At 62.4% G+C, this 19,608-nt stretch carries 16 protein-coding genes; 9 read left to right on the top strand and 7 right to left on the bottom strand.

The genetic code is table 11. The features are described 5' to 3' along the window. Positions 1 to 4: 4 nt before the first annotated feature. The 4 genes from BBTA_RS04925 to BBTA_RS04910 form a co-directional block, all read right to left on the bottom strand. The gene (locus BBTA_RS04925) at positions 5 to 643 is read right to left on the bottom strand and encodes a PIG-L deacetylase family protein (RefSeq protein ID WP_012041343.1); all 639 of its coding nucleotides are present in this window, start codon (positions 641 to 643) and stop codon (positions 5 to 7) included. Positions 644 to 843: 200 nt separating this feature from the next. Beyond that, positions 844 to 2,562, bottom strand: coding sequence for a glycosyl hydrolase (locus tag BBTA_RS04920; RefSeq protein ID WP_168167867.1), 1,719 nt, complete (start codon positions 2,560 to 2,562; stop codon positions 844 to 846). A 213-nt stretch (positions 2,563 to 2,775) separates the two neighbouring features. After that, positions 2,776 to 4,197: a hypothetical protein gene (locus BBTA_RS04915; protein ID WP_012041341.1), complete on the bottom strand. Its 1,422-nt coding sequence runs from the start codon at positions 4,195 to 4,197 to the stop codon at positions 2,776 to 2,778. 106 nt (positions 4,198 to 4,303) lie between these two features. Continuing rightward, entirely contained in the window at positions 4,304 to 5,167 is an 864-nt protein-coding gene (locus BBTA_RS04910; protein WP_371260201.1) for a glycosyltransferase, read from the bottom strand. A 486-nt stretch (positions 5,168 to 5,653) separates the two neighbouring features. On the opposite strand from BBTA_RS04910, the gene BBTA_RS04905 reads away from it, so the two are divergent. Further along, a complete protein-coding gene (locus BBTA_RS04905) occupies positions 5,654 to 6,796 on the top strand; it encodes a glycosyltransferase (protein ID WP_012041339.1) in 1,143 nt (380 codons plus the stop codon). Positions 6,797 to 6,811: 15 nt separating this feature from the next. Here BBTA_RS04905 and BBTA_RS04900 read toward each other — a convergent pair whose 3' ends face one another. Further along, complete coding sequence (locus BBTA_RS04900; RefSeq protein WP_012041338.1) at positions 6,812 to 7,522, bottom strand: metallophosphoesterase family protein; 711 nt, start codon at positions 7,520 to 7,522, stop codon at positions 6,812 to 6,814. Positions 7,523 to 7,899: 377 nt separating this feature from the next. Between BBTA_RS04900 and BBTA_RS04895 the strand changes: the two genes are divergently transcribed. The 6 genes from BBTA_RS04895 (at position 7,900) to BBTA_RS04870 (ending at position 14,624) form a co-directional block, all read left to right on the top strand. After that, entirely contained in the window at positions 7,900 to 8,526 is a 627-nt protein-coding gene (locus BBTA_RS04895; RefSeq protein ID WP_049795303.1) for a hypothetical protein, read from the top strand. Positions 8,527 to 8,564: 38 nt separating this feature from the next. Further along, the gene (locus BBTA_RS04890; protein ID WP_012041336.1) at positions 8,565 to 10,835 is read left to right on the top strand and encodes a polysaccharide biosynthesis tyrosine autokinase; all 2,271 of its coding nucleotides are present in this window, start codon (positions 8,565 to 8,567) and stop codon (positions 10,833 to 10,835) included. A gap of 8 nt (positions 10,836 to 10,843) precedes the next feature. Next, a complete protein-coding gene (locus BBTA_RS04885) occupies positions 10,844 to 11,563 on the top strand; it encodes a hypothetical protein (protein WP_049795302.1) in 720 nt (239 codons plus the stop codon). A gap of 809 nt (positions 11,564 to 12,372) precedes the next feature. Beyond that, positions 12,373 to 13,050 (top strand): sugar transferase, encoded by a 678-nt coding sequence (locus BBTA_RS04880; RefSeq protein WP_041750338.1) that lies wholly within the window; start codon positions 12,373 to 12,375, stop codon positions 13,048 to 13,050. 280 nt (positions 13,051 to 13,330) lie between these two features. Next, positions 13,331 to 13,543, top strand: coding sequence for a hypothetical protein (locus BBTA_RS04875; RefSeq protein ID WP_041750337.1), 213 nt, complete (start codon positions 13,331 to 13,333; stop codon positions 13,541 to 13,543). A 412-nt stretch (positions 13,544 to 13,955) separates the two neighbouring features. Continuing rightward, positions 13,956 to 14,624 carry a transglutaminase-like cysteine peptidase gene (locus BBTA_RS04870; protein WP_244424346.1) on the top strand — a complete coding sequence of 223 codons (669 nt, stop codon included), beginning with the start codon at positions 13,956 to 13,958 and terminating at the stop codon, positions 14,622 to 14,624. A gap of 67 nt (positions 14,625 to 14,691) precedes the next feature. On the opposite strand, the gene BBTA_RS04865 is transcribed toward BBTA_RS04870, so the two are convergent. Together BBTA_RS04865 and BBTA_RS04860 are read right to left on the bottom strand one after the other, a co-directional pair. After that, positions 14,692 to 15,993 carry an O-antigen ligase gene (locus BBTA_RS04865; RefSeq protein WP_049795301.1) on the bottom strand — a complete coding sequence of 434 codons (1,302 nt, stop codon included), beginning with the start codon at positions 15,991 to 15,993 and terminating at the stop codon, positions 14,692 to 14,694. Between the two features lie 115 nt (positions 15,994 to 16,108). Beyond that, positions 16,109 to 17,353, bottom strand: a complete 1,245-nt coding sequence (locus BBTA_RS04860) for a polysaccharide biosynthesis/export family protein (protein ID WP_244424344.1) — start codon at positions 17,351 to 17,353, stop codon at positions 16,109 to 16,111. Positions 17,354 to 17,902: 549 nt separating this feature from the next. Between BBTA_RS04860 and BBTA_RS04855 the strand changes: the two genes are divergently transcribed. Together BBTA_RS04855 and BBTA_RS38040 are read left to right on the top strand one after the other, a co-directional pair. Further along, positions 17,903 to 18,223 (top strand): hypothetical protein, encoded by a 321-nt coding sequence (locus tag BBTA_RS04855; protein WP_012041329.1) that lies wholly within the window; start codon positions 17,903 to 17,905, stop codon positions 18,221 to 18,223. Positions 18,224 to 18,557: 334 nt separating this feature from the next. Continuing rightward, a complete protein-coding gene (locus BBTA_RS38040; protein WP_012041328.1) occupies positions 18,558 to 19,577 on the top strand; it encodes a glycosyltransferase family 2 protein in 1,020 nt (339 codons plus the stop codon). Positions 19,578 to 19,608: the final 31 nt, after the last annotated feature.

Below are 19,608 nucleotides of genomic sequence, written 5' to 3'. Positions count from 1 at the left end.
CGCTTTACCCCACCACGAACTTCCGGGCCGTAAAGGCCTCGGCATAGCGACTGTTGCTCTCAAGGCCGCGAAGCCTGAGGAGCGAGCGAAAGGTCTCCTCGTCGAACCAGTGCTTGCTTCTCTGGCTGGTGAACACACGGAGCGCATTCAACTTCCGGGTGACGTCATCAGGCTCCACTGGAACGTAGAGGTTGGGCTGACCGAGATCGCCATCCCATTTCGGTATTTCATATTCCCAGATCTGATGCGACCGGAACGTGTTCCAGGTCAGCTCGTTGACCAGGCGATGATCCTGATGAGCGTCGTGGCGCGCATGAGTCAAAATGAGATCCGGATCGGACGGCTTCAAGAACTGTTCAAAGAACTCCTTGATGCTCCGACGCTGCTCCGGGAAGTAGGCATCGGGAAATTCCCTCAACAGCAGCGAGAGCTTCTTGTCCGGGCCCAGCAAGGATTCGGCGGCGAGCCGGGCTTCTTGCTGCCGCACCTCATTGCCTGACAGGACACACCAGGTGACAGCGACGTCGGGATTCTCGCGCATGATCCGCAGCACCGTGCCTCCGGCCCCGATTTCGATGTCATCCGAATGGGCGCCGATGCACAGCAGCCGCCGCACGTCCTTGAAACCCTTGAACCCGATCATACCAGCCCTCCATGCCTTTTGCGCCTTACACCTGCAGCGGAGCTACGCTTCACCGGCGCGAATACGTTGAGATCAGAAAAATCTGGAAACAGAAGGTCGGGCCCTCTGCCTCATCTTGGCCTGATGAGGGGCGGGCCAATTGCGATCCAAGGCTGCAGGCGACAGGGCCTGAAGGACCCCGGCGCAACGTCAAGAGCGCGTTAATCAAGCTTCTTCACCCGAACCTCTCTGATCAGGAGCTCGTTCGGCGATGCGATCGCATTGAGGCGGAAATTCCACCCCCATGCGCCCGCGAAATTCGCATCAGACAGGCGCCAACTCAGCTCGGTCCACTGATCGCCATCTGGTATAGTCCGATAATCGGCGCCGACGTAGCCGCGCGTCGATTCATAGTCAACGCTCATTCCGGCGATCTCACCCGGCTTTGCGCGCCGAACCACCGCGGTGATCTCCACCTGCTTCGCGCCGAGCCCCAGGAATGCCGGATCGACGCGAAAATAGGCGTAGTGCCCCTCTTTGTCGGCCCTCGCGAAATTCATCCGGCGCGCGCCCTGCTCGGCCACCGTCGTATCTTGCCGGATCTGGCTCAGCGCGCCCGCTTGACTGTCATCGCCCAGTCTGGCCACGGCGACGTTGCCTGCCGCGCTGGCAGCCCAAGGATACGGCGCGTCGCGGTTCTTCCGAGCCATCTCGATCAGGCGCGGCGACAGGCCGGTCAGCAAGACCGGCTTCGATGAAATCGAAACCGGTGTCCCTGCCCCGACCGTTGTACTTGCGCCGCTCGGCGCCGTGATCAGAACCTCGCTATCGAAGGTGATCCTGGTGTCGTGTCTTGGAGCCGTCCACGCGGCGAGTACCGCGCCCTTCGCCCCGTCGAACAGGAAGCCATAAATTCCGTCGCCCAGATTCAGCCACCCGGCAGCCTTGGGCTCCTGCCCCAGCACATCCGTCAAGGTCTTGAGCGACGTCAGCGATGGGCGCGGCGACATGTCTTCGCGGATGAGACCATAGTCAGTCCCCTTGCCGTAGGACGGTCCGCGCGCCTCGAACCAGAACACGCGCTCGAAGCCGGCCGCGATCGAGAGAAGATAGGCCTTGGTCAGCAGAACCGCTTGCGTGTCGTCCGCGGCCTGATCCGGCCTGGTCGGCGCCGACGATCCGATCTCGGTGATCCATAATGGAAGCCGCTCGGACTGATGATTTGCCTTGAGCATGTTGCGCAGCGAGGTGGTCATGCTCAGAAAGGCCGGCTCACCTCCAGCAGCGAGTTCGGCGAGATACTCGTAGGGATGAACGCAGACGAAATCGAAATGACCCGCCGCGCCGGACTTGATCGCCGCGTCGAGAAAGTTGACGTCGAAGCTGGCGACGCTCATGCCGATCTTGGCGTTCGGGTCGATCTTCTTTGCTGCGATGGCAGCTTCACGAACGAGTTCGGCATATTGCGCCGGCGTGCCGCCAGGAGCGAAGCTGCCGTTGAACTCGTTCCAGATCTCCCAATACTTGATATCGGCATGATACCTTGTGACCAGGCCGTCCACATAATCCCGCCAGAAACGGATGTCCTTGATCGGGAATTGTCGTGTCCCGCCATCGGCGGACGCCCAGGGTGCGAGATAAGCGAGCACGCCGACGAGATGAACATCATTCGCGCGGGCGGTCCGGACCAGCGCGTCTGGAAGCGTGAAGTTCCAGCGTCCGGGGACCGGCTGGATGATCTGCCATTCATAAAACCCGCGCAGCCAGCCCACGCCGGCACGCCTGAGCACCGGCATGAATTGCGGATACGCGTTGAACCATTCCGCGCCGGATGCCGCGCCCCACGGGCTCAGATCGTCCCGTCGATCCGCGACGGCCGACGAGCGCTCCTGAGCCGCACCCCGCTCCGCGAGTCCCCCCGCCAGCAGCGCACACAGCACCACGCCCCCGGCCCATCGGACAAGACTACCGCAACCCGTTGAAGAGGGACGGCGATCAGCACGTCGCTGGTGGTCGACGTCTGCAGCTGGAGCGAGGCCAAATGGATTCGTCATTCCACGCTCCATGCGGGTTCACGCGACGGGTCGAACGTACCGCATGTCGGTCGCGTCCGCTGCCCCCAGGACATCGCTCCTGCGCGCGACCGACACCGCTCATCGCGCCAGCGGAGGCGCGCACTCCGTTGCGGAGAGCCCCTCCAGCGCCGCCGAGCTGTTTCTGGGCGATAGCAGCTTGACCGAGCCAAGCGCTGCAAAGGCCGAAAACGACAGGCCAAGGTCGATGAAGCCACCCGACGTGGACGCCGCGATCAACCACGCCAGACAAGCCGAACGGGCAGCGCTCTGGATATGCGTGATGTGCTCTGGCTCAGGTTCCCGCGCCTGAAACCAGATGGACAGCAGGAAAAGCGCGTAACATGTCGCACCGAGGACACCCAGGCTGGAAATGGCGGCGACGAGAAAGCTGGAGGCACGAACGCTGCCATTGCCGACGCCGAACCCGTAAGTATCGAGAAAGTTCTGAAACGCCTGACTGTTCCAATTCGACCGTTCGACGCCCGAAGACGTTGACATCTTGTTCAAGACGAGCGTGTCCAGGAGATCGGTGACATAGGCGTATACGGGGTCATTCAGACAGATCATGACCACGATCAAAGCCAGAATGAAGGGCAGGCCAAAGATGACGAAGATGACTTCCGGGCGCGACGGCCTCAGCAAAAGCTTATAGGACAGCAGCCCGAACTCCACGAACACATAGATCGCGAGCCCGACATAGGCGGTCGTCGAGGTCGAGAACAGCAGCGCCAGCAGCGACAATGAGCTCAGCAGCAGCGTCATTTTCGGCGCAACGCCGCGCAGCCACAGCGTCGAGGTGAAGGCGAAATATCCCAGCGTGGCATATCCGAAGCTCGAGGCCTCGACGAACGAGCCGACGATCCGCTTGAAACCCGCCAGCTCGCGATCGCTCAGCATCGAATAGGTCGAGTTGCGGATGAACGCCATCAGGTCGCCGGTGTTCGTCGCATAGGTTACGAGGTCGATCACGGCAAAGGCCAGATTGAGCATGACGCACATCAGCCCGGCCCGCGCGAGCGTGTTGCGGCCCCTTTCTGAGCCGCCATAGCCCGCCAGGATCAGGAAGCATGCGCAATTGCCGATGAAATAGATCGATTGCGTCAGATTCGATGTCGTCGGGGCCAGCGGCACCGCGTGGTTCTCGCCCTGGGCGCGAACGACGAAGGTGAACGTCTCGCCATAGAACAGCCGCGGCATGAGGTAAGCGGTCAGGGTGGCGTAGATGGCCGTGAGAAGAAACCAGAAGCCGGGGGTGCCGAACACCACCGCGTGCCGCATGCCGGAGCGCACCTCCCGGTTTCCAAGAAGCTTGATCATCACGAAGCCGAGCAGCAGATGCGCCGGCTGAATCGTCGTGCCGCCCAGCGAATCCAGGATGATCGCGCCGGCAGCGCCGAGGAGCGTCGTGCCGAAGAAGACATAGACAATGAAGCTTTCCTCGACGAACAGGCCGAGCAGTCCAAGCAGAAGCGTGATTGCGCCAATCGGTTCAATCGTCATCGTGACACGTCCACGGGCCTCATCAGGCTCATTGCGCGATGATCATCGGCTCGCTCGTTCCCGAGAGAGCCGCAACCGGCCGTTGCGGCGGGCTTCATCGAGGTTCCTATTCGAGCTCGAGAACGCGCAAGGGTGACATCCGGCCACGCAGAAGATCCCATACCGCCAGGCAGTTTCCCTTGAGGCGCCCTTTCCGGTCAACCCATGGCTCGGGCCAGAAACTCTTGGCCAGGTTGGCAGCCACGTTCCTCCAGATCAGGGGAGCCGCGAAATCGATCGACATCGTGCCCTTGCGGATCAGATAGAGCGGATTGGCAATCTGGGAATAGCCGACGCGAACGCCTGAGGTCCGCCCGCTTTTCGCCCCCAGATGAACCCCGGAGAGAACGCTGGCGTCCACGATGCGGCCATCGCCGGCAAGCTGCCTGGAGAAATCAATGTCCTCCTGCCAGCCATAGAGCGGCAGGGCCTCGTCGAAGGTGAGCGCGCGCAGGCGGATCGGCTGCATCCGAAACGCCATATTGCAGCCATAGGTCCCGAATGTCTCCGACAGCGCTGCAGGCGCCGCGTTCGGCCGGCTCTGGGAGAGAAGTTCGAGCGCCGTATCGACGTCGACTCCCGGACCGTTCGCGCCGTCGCGGATTGGACGGCCGGTGACGGCGACGACATCCGGATGCTGCAGGAAGATGGCTTCGAGCTGCTCAAGGTAGTCGGTCCGCGGAAAGAAATCATCGTCGAAGAAGACAATGATGTCCGCGGCGCCGCTCCGCTCCAGGATCCGATTGCGTTGCGCGGTCAGTCCGCGCTTGCCGGAGAGAACATGCGATTCGAATGGCAGGCTCTGCATGGCGTCCGACGGAAGATCGGCCGGCGATGCCGGACACGCGATCAGCATGTCGGGGAGACGCGTCTGTTGGGTCAGCAATGCGATGGTGCGGCCGACAATCGCGGGTCGCCCTGCGGTGGCGATGCCGACAGCGATGGAAAGTCGTCGCGAACCGGGCAGCTCCGAACGAGATGGCCGCTGACCCCGGCCCTCCGCCGAGACGGACGCATCGGATGCATTCTCATCGCGTGTTGCCGAGTTCACCCGAAGCCTCTGTCAGAGTTCAAGTCCCCTGCTCGAGCGGAACGATCGGAGATCGCATTCGCGCAGCCTGAGCAACACCTGTCGCAGGGACCGCCCGATGCCGAGCAGATATCGATGTTGATATCCGGACAGTTGAGTGCTGGCAAGGCGAGCTCGGGCGTTGGCACTTGGGTAAGGTTACCGCAGGCGTCCCTCTCGGACGCTCATCTGGGCCTCGCAGCGGGCGCGCCGAGCGAGCGACGCGAACGTGGCGCATTGATGCGGCCTGACTCATTAATGTCATCTGCAATTTCGTGACCGCCCCACGCCGTGCCGTGCTAGAAGCCGCGCTTTCCGTGGGTTCTCACTCATGATCAGGGATATCTGATGCGAGTTGCGATCATCCATTATTGGCTCGTCGGGATGCGCGGTGGCGAGAAGGTCATCGAGGCGCTGTGTGACATGTATCCGCAGGCCGACATTTTCACGCACGTCTACGCGCCGGACATGGTTTCCGAGAAGATCCGAGCGCATCGGATCGTGCCCAGTTTCATCAACTCGCTTCCGCGCGCCGCGCGCATGTACAAGAACTATCTTCCCTTGATGCCGCTCGCGCTGGAGCAGCTCGACCTGCGCGGATACGACCTGATCATCAGCAGCGAATCCGGACCGGCGAAGGGCATCATCCCTCCTCCGGGAGCGCTTCACGTCTGCTATTGCCACACGCCGATGCGCTATATCTGGAACATGTATCACGAATATCGCGACGGCGCGGGGGCCCTCACGCGGCTGCTGATGCCACCGTTGTCGCACTATCTTCGGATGTGGGACGTCTCGTCGGCGGCGCGCGTCGACAGCTTCGTCGCAAACTCCACGACTGTCGCCGGACGAATCCGCCGCTATTACGGGGCGGACTCGCACGTCATTCATCCGCCTGTCGACACCGAAGCGTTTTCGCCGCTGCCGGCCGCTGAGCTCGGCGATTTCTACCTCATGGCCGGAGAGTTGGTCGCCTACAAGCGTCCCGATCTCGCGATCCGCGCCTTCAACGAGATGAAGCTCAAGCTCGTTGTGATCGGCGGCGGCGAAATGCTCCAGGAGGTGCGTCGCCTGGCGGGGCCGACCATCACGGTGCTCGGCTCGCAACCCTTCTCCGTCCTGAAGGACCATTATGCGCGCTGTCGCGCGTTGATCTTTCCCGGCGAGGAGGATTTCGGCATGGTGCCGGTCGAGGCAATGGCGAGCGGTCGACCGGTGATCGCCTATGGTCGCGGCGGCGCGACGGAGACCGTGGCCGACGGTCTCTCCAGCGTGTTCTTCCCCGAGCAGTCCGTGGCCTCGATCATTTCGGCCGTCGAGCGGCTGAACGGTCTTGCCCTCGACCCCGCGATCATCGCGGCGCATGCGGCCCAATTCGGCCGCAAACAGTTTTTCCAGAACATGCGTGCCCATATTGAGGGGCTTCTCGGCGCGCGTCTCGCGCCCCGGGCGACCGTCTCGCCACGGCAGGACCGGCGCACGACCGGCTGACCCCGCGACATCGCCTCAGGCGGTTGAGGTCACCGTATCGATCACGGAGAGCGCCGCCCCCTCGACCACAAGGCAGCTCAGCCGACCGGTGGCAAACGCGCCGGTGTCGATATTGACGCGGTTGGTGGTCACCTCGACCGCCTTTGTCGGGGTATGGCCGTGCACGACGACCTTGCCGAAATCATTCGATGCGTCCAGGAATTCGCTCCGGATCCACAACAGATCCTCCTCAGCCTGCTGCGACAACTCGACCCCAGGCCGGACACCGGCATGAACGAAGAAGAAGTCGCCCAGGGCAAAACTCGTCTGCAGGTTGCGAAAGAATTGCATGTGCTCTGTCGCGAGTGCGGCATGGAACGTGGCCTGGATCTCGGGGACCGGACGAGACGGTCCGGCGCTGAGAAATCCCGGCGTCACGCCGTAGGAGACCAAGGTCTCGAAGCCGCCCAGCCTCATCCAGCGATCGAACGCCGCCCGATCGGTCAGACCACGGATGGCGAGGGCCTCATGGTTTCCTTTCAGGAAGATGCATTCCTGCGACCGGCTGAGCTGGGACAGACGGTCGATGGTCTTCCGGGAGGCCGGCCCGCGGTCGATGTAATCCCCGAGAAAGATGAACAGCGGCCGTTCGACCGGCCGGACAGCCAGGTCGCGCTCGACCTGCGCCAGCAGCGCCTCCAGCAGATCGAGCCGCCCGTGAATGTCGCCGAAGGCGTAGACCCTCATTCCTGGCGGGATCTGAGGACGTCGACCGAGAACGGTGAGCTGCTCGGCAGCAGGAAGGGGATACGGCACGGTTCAACTCGTCGCGGCAGAAGGCCTTGCTCTAGCTTGCAGGAGCGGGTTAATTTTGCGGCTGTGGCATCGCCAGGACGGTTTGTAAGCCCTAAGGATCCGTTTCGAGCAGGCGGCAATTTTGGTATATTAGTACCTAGATCGGCTCGGTCGCGAGCCCCCGCGTCATCGATCCGTCTCCTCGTAGCCTCCCGACCTGCCGGTGGAATCAACCATAGCCGCCGATCCAGGTTGATCTACCGGTCTGACTGCTATAGATTGGAACGAGCTTTTTTTCAAATGCAAACAAGTAGTTGGAGAGCGTATCCATGGCTATCAATGGGTTATTGAAAGTGCTTTGCGCTCCCGCTCTCGTTTTTCTTGCGGGTCAGGCCTGGGCAGGGACTTGCGTCAATCCGCCGCTGTCCCCCGAGGCGATCGCGCAGTTCAAGGCAGATCCGAAGGCGATCGTTGCGCCTGACACCGATACGCGGACGGTCGAAAACCTGGTCAGAGATCTCGTCGGCACCGACGCCAAGCTCGCCGCCGACATCATTCAAATTGCGCGCGATACGACGCCGCGCTTCCGCTCCGCGATTGCCGCCGGCATGGCGCAAGGTGCCATCGCCTGCTCCAACGTGGACCAGGAAGCCGCCTTGCTGATCCAGCAGGCTGTGGCGAGCTTCGAGGACAGTGCATTCCAGGCGTCGTTCGCTGCAGTTGCCGGCGACCTGTCCACCGCCGCGGTCGAAGCGGCGGCTGCATCGGCGACAGCTTCGGTGGGAAGCGTCGTGATCGTCACTCCCGGCACTGCGCGCGGACGCACGACCCAGCCGGGCGGTGGAGGCAGCACGGCGATCGCGCAGATCACATCTGTCGGTACCATCATTCGCGCGATCAGCGGCACGAACTCGACCTCCTCGACTGCAGCATCTCCCGTGAGCGCGAAGCGCTGACATCCCAGACCAGCGACTGAGCCAGTCGAGGATTGTAGATGAACGTAGTCGGGCCGTTTTCGCGCTATTCAGACACTCTTGCCAGCAGCAGCACCACCTCCTCTTCTGGATCCCTATCGCTCCTCGACATTCGGGACTTTCTCAGCCGCCAATGGCGGCTGATCTTTCTCGTCACCTTGCTCGCGATCGGTGTGGGCGTTGCCTACCTCGCAGTGGCGCCGAAGCGCTACACCGCCCAGGCGGACATGATCATCGACACCAAGCGGGTGACCTGGAATCAATCCTCGCTGGAAACGGAAAACCGATCGATCGATGATGCCGCAGTCGAGAGCGAGATCGAGACCACCAAGTCGGAGCAGGTCGTCTCGGCCGTCATTCGCAACCTTCGCCTGACGGACGATCCTGAATTCATCGGCGCCGGCGAAAGCCTGAAACAGCGGCTGTTCGGTCTGGCGGGTCTGCCGTCCGGCCCGACAAGCGAGCCGACGAAGGAAGAGCTGCAGCAGCGCGCGATCGCCACCGTCAAGGCCAATCTGCGGATCACGCGACTGGGCCGCAGCTATATCGAGCAGATCGCCTATACGTCGCTCGATCCCGCCAAGGCGGCGAAAATCGCCAATGCCTTCGCAGACGCCTACATCGAAGACCAGATCCAGGCCAAGTTCGAGGCGACCCATCGCGCGAGCGTATGGCTCGAGCAGCGCATCGGTGAGCTGAAGAAGCAGGCCAGCGACGCGTTCCGCGAGGTCCAGGATTTCAAGTCCAAGAACAGCATCATCATCGGCGTCGACGGCAAGCTCGCCAGCGACATCGAGCTGGATCAGCTGAGCGGTGCGCTGGCCAAGGCGCGCGCCGACACCAGCCAGGCCAAGGCCAAGCTCGATCGTATCGAACGCGTGCTGGAGCAGCGTCCCGACCCCAACAAGGAAAGCTTCAACATTCCGGATCCGGTCGTGACCGACGCGCTCAGCAGCCCGGTCATCACCAAGCTGCGCCAGCAATTCCTGGACGACAAGAACAAGGAAGCGGAGTGGAGCGCCCGTTACGGCTCGGAGCATCAGGCGGCCCGGAATCTGCGTGCTGAGATGGCCGGTCTGCAGCGCGCCATCTGGGACGAGGTCTCGCGCATCGCGGAGAGCTACAAGAGCGAGCTTCAGATCGCCAAGAGCCAGGAAGAAGCCATCGACAAGCGAATGCTGGAGGTGTTCCAGCAATCGTCCTCGACGCGGCAGTCGCAAGTCCGCCTTCGCGAGCTCGAGACCGCCGCGAATACCTATCGCGGCATCTATGAGAACTTCCTGTCGCGCTTCACGCAATCGGTGCAGCAGCAGTCATTCCCGTCGACGGAGGCACGGCTGGTGACCTTCGCCACGACGCCCAATACGCCCTCCTCGCCGAAGGCCGCGCTCACGATCGCGCTTGCGATGCTGTGCGGGCTCGGATTGGGCGTGATGGCCGCGGTGGCACGCGAGCAGATGAACCGGCAGATTTATACGCGGGCCCAGGTCGAAAGCCTGCTGCGGACCAATTGCCTCGCGGTTCTTCCGGCGTTCAGCCAGAAGAAGCTGTCGCGATCCAAGCGCGGCACGCGGCAGTCCGGTGCGTTCCGGCAGATCAGCGAAGTGGCCCCCTATTCGGCAACAGCCGAGGCGCTGCGCTACATCAAGGTCGCGATCGACCTCAATCCTGCCGGCGGCAAGGTCATCGGCATCGTGTCGGCATTGCCGGGCGAAGGCAAGACCACCGTTGCGGCCGGATTTGCTGCGTTCGTCGCCAAGAGCGGCGCCAAGACCCTGCTGATCGACGGCGACCTTCGCAATCCGTCCATGACGGCAACGCTGGGATATGAGGACGGACCGGGCCTGCTCGACCTGGTTGCGGGCAAATCCACGCTGCGCGAGCTGATCATCAGCGACATGACGAACAAGTTCGACTTCATCCCGGCCTCGACCCGGATCAAGCCGTCGAACAGCTCGGACATTCTCACCTCGCCCCAGTTCAAGCAGCTGCTGAAGACGGCCAGGAACGATTACGATTATGTCCTGATCGATCTGCCGCCGATTCTGCCCGTGGTCGACGTCAAGGCGGCAGCCCATCTTCTCGATGCCTTCGTCATGGTCATCGAGTGGGGCAGCACGCCATCGGACGACATCGTGAAGGCCGCCGCAGCGTCCTCCGTCGTCGCAGAGCGCCTGCTGGGCGCAGTCCTGAACAAGGCCAACGAAGCCATCATGCGCCGGTTCGAAGGCTATTCCGATCGGCACTACAACTACTACACGAACGAAAAGCCGGCCAGCGAGACGGTCTAAGGTCCGTCATGGTCTCGATGCGCGCGTCCGCACGTGGTGCCCTGAACGTCGTGTTTCTGCTGGCGGGCTTGTCTGGATTGGCCTGGGGTGGTCTCTCGGCCAAGGACTCGGCCATTTCCGACGACTTTGTCGCGGTCGAAGCACGGCTGCTTCGTTTCGAGACCTTCACGCCCGGTGCAGCCAACCGCGCGCTTCAGCTGGCACAGGCGAACCCTGTCAGCGCCTGCGACAGCCACGCGCAGCACACCTTGCTGCTGCTGGAAATCCCCCTGCTCGACGCCGCGCTGCGCGCGGGAGCGGTCAAGGAATTCGACCAGCGCATGGCGGCGATGGAAGAGCGCACCCGGCTGACATTGAGCTGCGCACCGCGCGACTCATTTGCCTGGCTGGTCGCCTTCGGACTTGCACTCGGCCATGGCCATCTGGATGACAGCGCGTTCGCGCTGCTGGCGCAATCCTACCAGACCGGTCCCAACGAGGCCTGGATCGCGGTACGGCGCACCATCCTTGCGTCCCCGGTGATCACGCGGGCTCCTGACGGGGTGAAGGCGGAGATCCTCGACGAGTTCGGAACGCTGGTCCGTCGGGGCTTTGTCGATGTGGTTGCCAAGGCCTATGTGAGCGCGCCAAGCCAGGCTCAGGCGCTGCTGAAATCCCGCATCGACCAGCTCGATTCGCGCGCGCAAACGTCCTTTGCGAAGGCGGTCGAATCGCTTCGTCGCTCCTGAGCGGCCAAGCCTCACCGTCCTCGCGGCGGTCTCCATTCGAACGTCAGGGCGCAGCTGCGGAGATCCGCTCCCCCTTGGCGCAGGCGGCGCGGTCCTCATGCGGCCCAGCAAGGATGCCGCACCAAACCGGGTCAGGCTGAATCTTGAACGTGCGGACCAAAGGTTGTCGTCGCCAGCGACACTCCCTGCCCTTCAAACCAGACCGGCCAGCCTGACGGCGCCAGATCAATAGCTGAGAACGCGAGCGACTCGCAACTAACTCGAACGACCACTGCTGTGATCGAACACCGCGGCCGTTCGTTGCACCTCGCTCGCCGCTGCAGTCAGCGAGAGCGCGGATCGCCTCCCCGTCCCTTCGCCCGGATCGCGCCGATCTCGATCGGCTTTGCAGACGGCGCTGAAAACTCCCGTGAATCTACGGGGCCGGTCCCGGTTTTCGGGATCTGCTTCGGGTCACGCGACCTACATAGTTAAATTTTAACCTTTCTCATCGCTCGGACGACAAAGGTATAAGGTCGCCGGCAGACCGGCGTGCGTGCGTCGCGATGAGAGAGCGGGTTGTTCTGTGTTGCCCATACACCACTGCGGTTCCGATTTTGCAGCAGCTGCTTGCTCAACGACGCGGAGCAAATCATCTTACGTTAAGAAATTCATTATCTTAAACATTTTAGCTTAACGGAAGGTTGCCCCCCGATAATGGTTCAGCCAAATTGTGCAGCGCAGATCGATCTGATAAAAAAATCGTAAAAGAAGAGTAACGAAAGTTATTCAACGAGGGCCTGCGATATTTTGTTTTTCGGAGTACCCATATGAACAGTTTGTCAGATACGCGTTCGGATTTAAGATATTCTGCAGTCGTAGGCTCTCTATCTCCCGTCGGAGTACTGCCCAAACGTATTGTCGATATTGTCCTGGCGCTCGGCGGCATCATTCTTTTGGCGCCGCTGCTTGTGATTTGCTACGTCGCCGTCGTGTTGTCGTCACCCGGCCCGGCGCTCTTCCGTCACAAGCGGGTTGGATTCAACGGACGCAAGTTCGAGTGCTTGAAGTTTCGGACCATGGTGCCGGACGCCGCTGAGCGTCTGCAGGCGCTTCTTGCGTCCGATCCTGCTGCTGCCGCTGAATGGGCGGCCACGCGCAAGCTGCAGAACGACCCGCGCGTGACGGCGATTGGTGCCATCCTGCGCAAGTCGAGCCTCGACGAGCTGCCGCAATTGTTCAACGTGCTCAGGGGTGAAATGAGCATCGTGGGACCGCGGCCGGTGACCGAAGAAGAGCTCGAACGTTACTCGACCTCGGTCGGCGCCTATCTGTCCTGCCGTCCTGGGATCACCGGCCTGTGGCAGGTGAGCGGCCGCAGCACCACGAGCTACGAAAAGCGGGTCGCCTGCGACGCCTATTACGCGCACAATTGGTCGATGGTCCTCGATGCCAAGATCATTGTGGTGACGATCCCGGCTCTCCTTTCCACCGATGGGGCTTGCTGAGCCGCGCGCTCAGCCGGCTCGACAGGCTTGCAGGGCACCCGCCGCGATTGCGACGAAGAACAGCCTGCCAACGGCCTGTTAAATTGTCCCGGGCGGGCAAACCGCCCCTTCCCCGACATCATTGCAACGACATGTCGATCCGGCACGGGCTCTGGATCACCCATGGAGATCGTGCAGTTCTGAGTTCGGGAAGGCACGACCGCTTTACGTTAATTCTTTGAAAACATTGCTCGTTTCTCGCATTGCGCGTACCCCTGCACGAGCCGCGAAGAATGAGCCGATGAGCGATTTCCAATCCGCAGATCACACCAAAGGGCCGCGCGGCCAAAAGGGGACGTCGTTGGCATTGAGGCGGAAAATCTCTATCGCGGTGCTTGTCCTGACCATCCTGACGGCCATGACGCTGTGGCTGGGGCTGCTTGGCTGGGGCGCCATGGAAGTGGTGCTGAGCGCAGTCTCTGCCGTCGAGAGGATCTGGACGTCGGCGTTCTGATCACACGTCGGCAAGTCACTCACCGCAAGAACCTGCTCCGAAGTCCTGCCTGATGACCGCTCGCCGCGACCGAGCGCATCATGCGCCGGAGCAGAGGCCGCGATCTCGCCAATGGGGCACTTGAGCAGATCGCTCCCGCAAGCTTAGTCCTGAACCCGACCCGACCATCCGACCAGCGAGCTCACAGCCTGCGTGGCAGCGGACGCACGATCGTGCGTGGATCGGGCGAACTTCGCCGCGAAGTCAGCGACCAACGCACCTCAAGATGCAGACCCGGAGCACGGCGGTCGCTATCGTCGTTGATAGCCGGCCTGACAATTGCTTGTCATAGACAATTACCTGCCCCGCCCTAGGCAAAAATTTACACCCTTGCGGGACAATGATCACGAACGGCGTACGCGTTGGCTGTCGCATGTTGCTCATTGAGGTGTCGCGCATGGCGCAAATCTACACGGTATTCATGTCGACCCTTCTGGGCGCGATCGTCCTCAGCGGCGATGCCCTGGCGCGTAACCGGGTGTCACACGAGACGGTTCAGCAATCCGCGATCTCCGAGGGAGGGCCGACGCTGGCGCCGTTTCAGCATGTGCGGTTCTGCATCCGTTATCCTTCGGAGTGCAAAGCGGACGCCGAGGGCCGAAGCCGCGTCGACCTCGACCCCAACACATTCGACCTGCTCGTCCGGGTCAATCGCGAGGTCAATGTCGCGATCGCGCCGACCAACAAGAGCTACGACACCAACCTGTCGGATGGCTGGACGATCGCCCCCGGCGCCGGTGACTGCAACGACTATGCAGTGACCAAGCGCCACGAGCTCGTGCAGAACGGCATTCCGCCGAGAGCGCTTCGGCTCTCGGTCGTCCGGACATCGTCCGGGATCGGCCATCTCGTTCTGGTTGTCGCGACGAGCAAGGGCGACCTGGTGCTCGATAATCTCACCGAGACCATCAGGAATTGGGAGAGCACCAACTACGCCTGGATCAAGATCCAATCGACGCGTGACGCGCGGTTCTGGAGCGAGGTCAAGCCGGACGCCTCCACGCTGTCGCGGGCCCATCACGTCCGGATTGCCGGCCGCTAAACATCCGCGTTCGGCCCCCTCACGACCATGTCGATCGTCATGAGATCCCAACCGATCCCATGGCGATCTACACCGCCGGAGCACTTTCTCCATGCTCGGCGGTCGCCCGCGCCAGGCCGGATCCGAGCAGGATCGAGAACGGGATCAGATAGCCGGGGATCTGGAGCGAGAAGTCGATCAGTGAGTGCAGATAGGTGAGCGCGACGACGCCAAGGACCGCGCAGGCCGAGCCTTCGCTGCGATCCTTGGTTCTCTGGGCATAGCGCAGCAGGATGACGACTGATCCGAGCGCCGCGGCGAGAATCATGACCGCGACCGGAAGCCCCATCTCCAATGCGATCTCCAGCAATGTTGAATGCGCGTATTCCCATACGCCCCAGCTGCTCAGATCGTCGCTTCGCACCGACGGAAAGATATCCGCGAACGTCCCGGCGCCGTAGCCGAGAACAGGACGGGCGAGCATCGCGTCGATGGTGGCGCCATAGACCCTGAAGCGGCTGTCGTCGAACAGGCCCTGGCTGCCGATCCGGCCACTCTGCCCGAGCCACACGGCGATGACGCCGAGGACCAGCACTCCGGCCGGGATCCCATAAGAGAGGCGGAAGTCGAACGTCTTCCTGACGAGAAGGAACATGGCCAGGAAGGCGCCGAGACAGGTACAGATCAATCCGCCCCGCGAGCTGGTCAAGAGTTCGGCGAACAGGCACAGCAAGGCGGCCGCGAACAGCAGCAACGCCCTGTAGGCGAAGGTCTCATTCCACGGCATCAGCAGCAGGAAGCGAATCGACGGCGCTTCGATGGCCTTTAGCGAGAGAACCGCCCGGCAGAGCCACAGGATGAAGCCGGCCCCGATGAAGGTCGCGGCCGTGTTGTGATTGATGAAGGTCGCTGTCAGCATGCCGTGATACGCCTCCTTGGGCGCCCACAGCACCAGGTTCGGCGTGACCACGAGCGCCGCGATGCCATAGGCCGCGTAGGCCAGGATGACGTAGCGCGCGACCCGAAACAGCCTATCGGTCCGCCGGCGCGAGACGCCGACGAAAAAGCCGTTCAGGACGCCGGCGACGAAGAGCAGAAAATGCCCGACCGCCTCGCGCGGGATCTGCGCACGCGCAGAAACTCTCGCAGGCAGCTGGAGGCCCAGCAGCTCATTGGCCCTGCCCCAATTGGCATCGGCAAGCCGGTCGGACAGATTCGGGACAATCTGCAGGATGGCGACCCCGGCATAGACGCCACAGCCGACCAGAAAGACCAGGAGCAACCGCGCCTGACGAGGGCCGAGAGGAATGCTCAGCCCGAGAATCACACCGAGGGACAGAACCACCACCCAGATCGCGGTGGCGAGCTGGTCGACCGAACCAAAGAACAACGGGGCAAGCCCAAATGCTCCAAGAGTCAACCAGAGCTGCAACGACCTCGCCATGCCGAAAGCCAATTCGGAAGTTCAACCGATCAGGATTCGGCAGGGCTCGAGCGTGTCAGGGTCACCACCTCGTCTTGACCGCCGTATTCACGTTGGTGACCGCAGCCGCCGTATTTCCGGTCGCGTTCGCCGTGTTGTTGATCAAGGTCAGGAGCTTGTAGTAGTCGACCACCTTCGCGTTGGCGACGTACATCACGTCCTTGGTGCGCATCTGGAAGCCCGAGGCCAGAAGCAGCCCGGACGGATCACGCAGGTTCACGTGATAGATCGTCGGGATACGGTCATAGGAGAAGCGCGCCGTGTCGATGCCCAGCTTCTGCAGCAGCGCCCGCTCCTCATAGCGATAGATGAAGACTTCAGCCGGATCAGACTGGGTATCGCTCAGGCCGCCGGCCTTGCCGATCGCCTGCGCCAGAGTCAGCGTCTCCGTATCGAAGGTGATCTCGGAGTTGAAGCCGAAGACGTTCTGATTGAGCGCGCCCAGCGCGGTGAAGGTCGGCGATTCCCGGGTGACGAAGATCACGTCGTTCGGGCGGATGAAGATGTTCTCGTTGGGGTCATGGACGACCCGGCTGAGCAGCACCTTCACGCGCTTGCCGTCGCGCTGCAGCGTGACATAGCTCTCGATGGCTTCGTACTTCGGACCACCGGCGCGGGCGATCAGAGCCAGAAGCCGCTCACCGACGCTGTTCAGTGCCAGCACGCCGGGCGTGTTGACGTCGCCGAGGACGCTGACGACGCTCGAATGCTGCTGATTGAGGCTGACGACGACCTGCGGCTCGATCGCGCGGTTGCGCAGACGCGCCACGATGGCCTGCTGGATCTCCGGCAGGGTCCGGGCGGCAGCGGGAATCTCGCCGGCGTAGGGCACGTAGATATTGCCCTTCTGGTCAACCGCCTGTGGCGGCAGGTCGACGAAGTTGCCCGGACGCGCGCCGGCCGCGGTCGCCGGGGTGAACAGGCCGCCTGGTGCGGCCTCGAAGATCGAAACGTTCAGGACGTCGCCGACACCCGCGACCTGGACCGGCTTGGGCCGCTTGTCGGGGAAGGCGCCCTGGAAGCTGATAAGATTGGGCTGCGACAGGAAGCCGATCGTATCCGCGCTCACATCCACCAAGGCATAGGGCAGAGCCGCGGTTGAACGCAGGCCGGCCGTCGCCGTGGCCTCGATGGCGTCGCTTTTCGGCCCGGTTCCGGGCAGAACGGCGCATCCCGGCAGGATCATCGCGACCGTGAGCGCGACAGCGGCTCGCGACAGAAACTTGAGACTTCCAAAGGTTGCAGACAGCGCCCGAACGGCGTTCATCGAACCTGCAGAGCAGGACGGCGTGAGCGTGGCAAGTTTGCCGGCCCCGGTCCTGAAGAGTGCCCTCTCGGATGCCATGTTTTCCCGTCGACTCACTGATTCCGGCCCACGCAATTGGCCGGGCCGGTTCCCCACATCGACGGACCCTACAGGGCCGGCGTAGCTGCCGAAAGAGCGCAGTGGCAAAAACGCACCAGTTTTGGGCAGCAAGTTGCAGATGCGCCACAGACCACCTCGCCACGAGTGACGAATTGGCAACCACTCGCAACTAAGAATTCCGTACGCCGGCCTCGACCGAAGGTTGCGCCCGCCGAGACACAATCAGAAGCTGTATTCTCAGTAAAGCCTCCTTTCTGGACGTGCTTCGGCGCCCTCCCACCACCTCTCGCACACGCGGCAGTCGCAGTTAAGGTTTTGCTAGGAAATTCGGTAGAAGCTGGAACGCGATACGCCTCGTTGTGGCCGCACCCGAGGAAACTTGGCGGTAAATGTGCGGTATTTTCAAACCTCCGAATCGTGGTATTGTCAAAATTCGGTTGGGGTACGGCCATGGGATATGCTGCGATTGCACTTGCCACCTTGGGACTTGGGCTTGGCCTCACGTCCAGGGTGTGGGCCCTGCTGCCGATCGTGATGCTGGTGTTCCTGGGAACGGTCACCTTCTCCGTCGAGCAGGGTTCTGGCCTTCTGGAAGCGACGCTGGTCGTCGTCTTCGCCCAGATCATCATCCAATCCTGCTATTTCATCGGGCTGGTCGTCAGGACCACCTTTGGACCCCCGCGCCAGCCGGCCATGAAGCTGTCCAACAAGGCGTCGATGCAGGCATTCGCTGACGTCCGAACACCGCGTCTGCGCCGGCACGTCGCCTGAGCAACCATTTGACGGGTCACACAGATCCACGCCGCGTCACCGCGACTTGGGGGCGCGGGATCGCGGCTTGACGCTAGGACTTTTTCCCGACGCCCTCTATACTCCCGCCTCAATCCTCTCATTCACACAGCTGCCCTTGGGCATTGAGCCGGATTGAAAGCTCCTGTCAGCGCGAATTCGCTTCCTCGATCCGTCCCCTCACGTTCCGTGCTTGAATTGCGGCTTTGGCCAGCAGTGCGCCCGTGAGGATGCGTTGGCACCCCAGCCACGGGCGCCCGTTATCAACAGGGCGGGGCAATTCGCCCGCGTGCTCGCCCCGGAAAACTGATCCGCCATGACCAACATTTCCATCGCCCTCGCGACCTTCAATGGCTCTCAGTTCCTGAACGAACAGCTCTCCAGCTATGTCAGCCAGACGGTGCTCCCCGACGAACTCATCGTCAGCGATGACGGCTCGCAGGACGCGACCCTCGACATCATCGCAGAGTTCGCCAGGACCGCGCCGTTTCCGGTCCGAATCATCTCGGGCGAGCCGCATCTCGGCTTTGCCGATAATTTCTTCCGCGCGGCGCGCGCCTGCTCCGGGCGTTTCATCGCCTTCTCCGACCAGGATGACGTCTGGCGCCCGACGAAACTCGCGCTCGCGCAGCGCCGGCTGCAACAGGACGATTCGTGGGTGGCTCTGCACACGTCGGTCCTGACCGACGTCGCGCTCGCGCCCATGGGCGTGCTGACGCAAGGGATCACGGCATCGCGGGTCTGCGAGCCGCTGGAGCTCGATCCCTATGTCGGTCTCGGTTGGGGAAACACCATGATGTTCGACCGGCGGCTGCTGGAACTCGTCCCACCCGAAGAACGTCCGCGCCAGCCCGAAGCGCCCGACCGTCCGTTGTCGCACGACACCTGGATCTACGCCTTCGGGGCAGCCCTCGGTCGCGTCTCACATATCGAGGAATCCCTCTGCCTGTATCGGCAGCACCAGGGCAACGCGTTCGGCTCCCGCAAGCGTGGACTGGTCGAGCGCATCGGGGCGGCGCTCGAGGCCCCCCTCTCCCGCCATCGATCGCGGGTCGAATTCTATCAAGCCCTGGAAGCCATTTTCGACCGGCTCAGCGCGACCCAGCCAGGGGACATCGCGGAGAGGGCCCGAAGGGCCGCGCATGTCTACCGGCAGCGCTGGCAGCAGCTCCAGACCCGAATCAACATCTACACCGGCGAGACCTTCCAGACCCGCATGGGTCAATTCATCCAGTTCAGCCGAACGGCCACGAGCGACGTGCACGCGCCATCGCCCATGCTGTCGCGATTGAAGGACATGGTCATCGGCGTCTGCGGCATGGGCCGGATTCGTTAGGTCTCCTCAGCACCAGGACGAAGATGCGGGG

Source organism: Bradyrhizobium sp. BTAi1 (assembly GCF_000015165.1).
Classification (GTDB): Bacteria; Pseudomonadota; Alphaproteobacteria; order Rhizobiales; family Xanthobacteraceae; genus Bradyrhizobium; species Bradyrhizobium denitrificans.
This window is presented reverse-complemented; position numbering and strand designations above follow the sequence as displayed.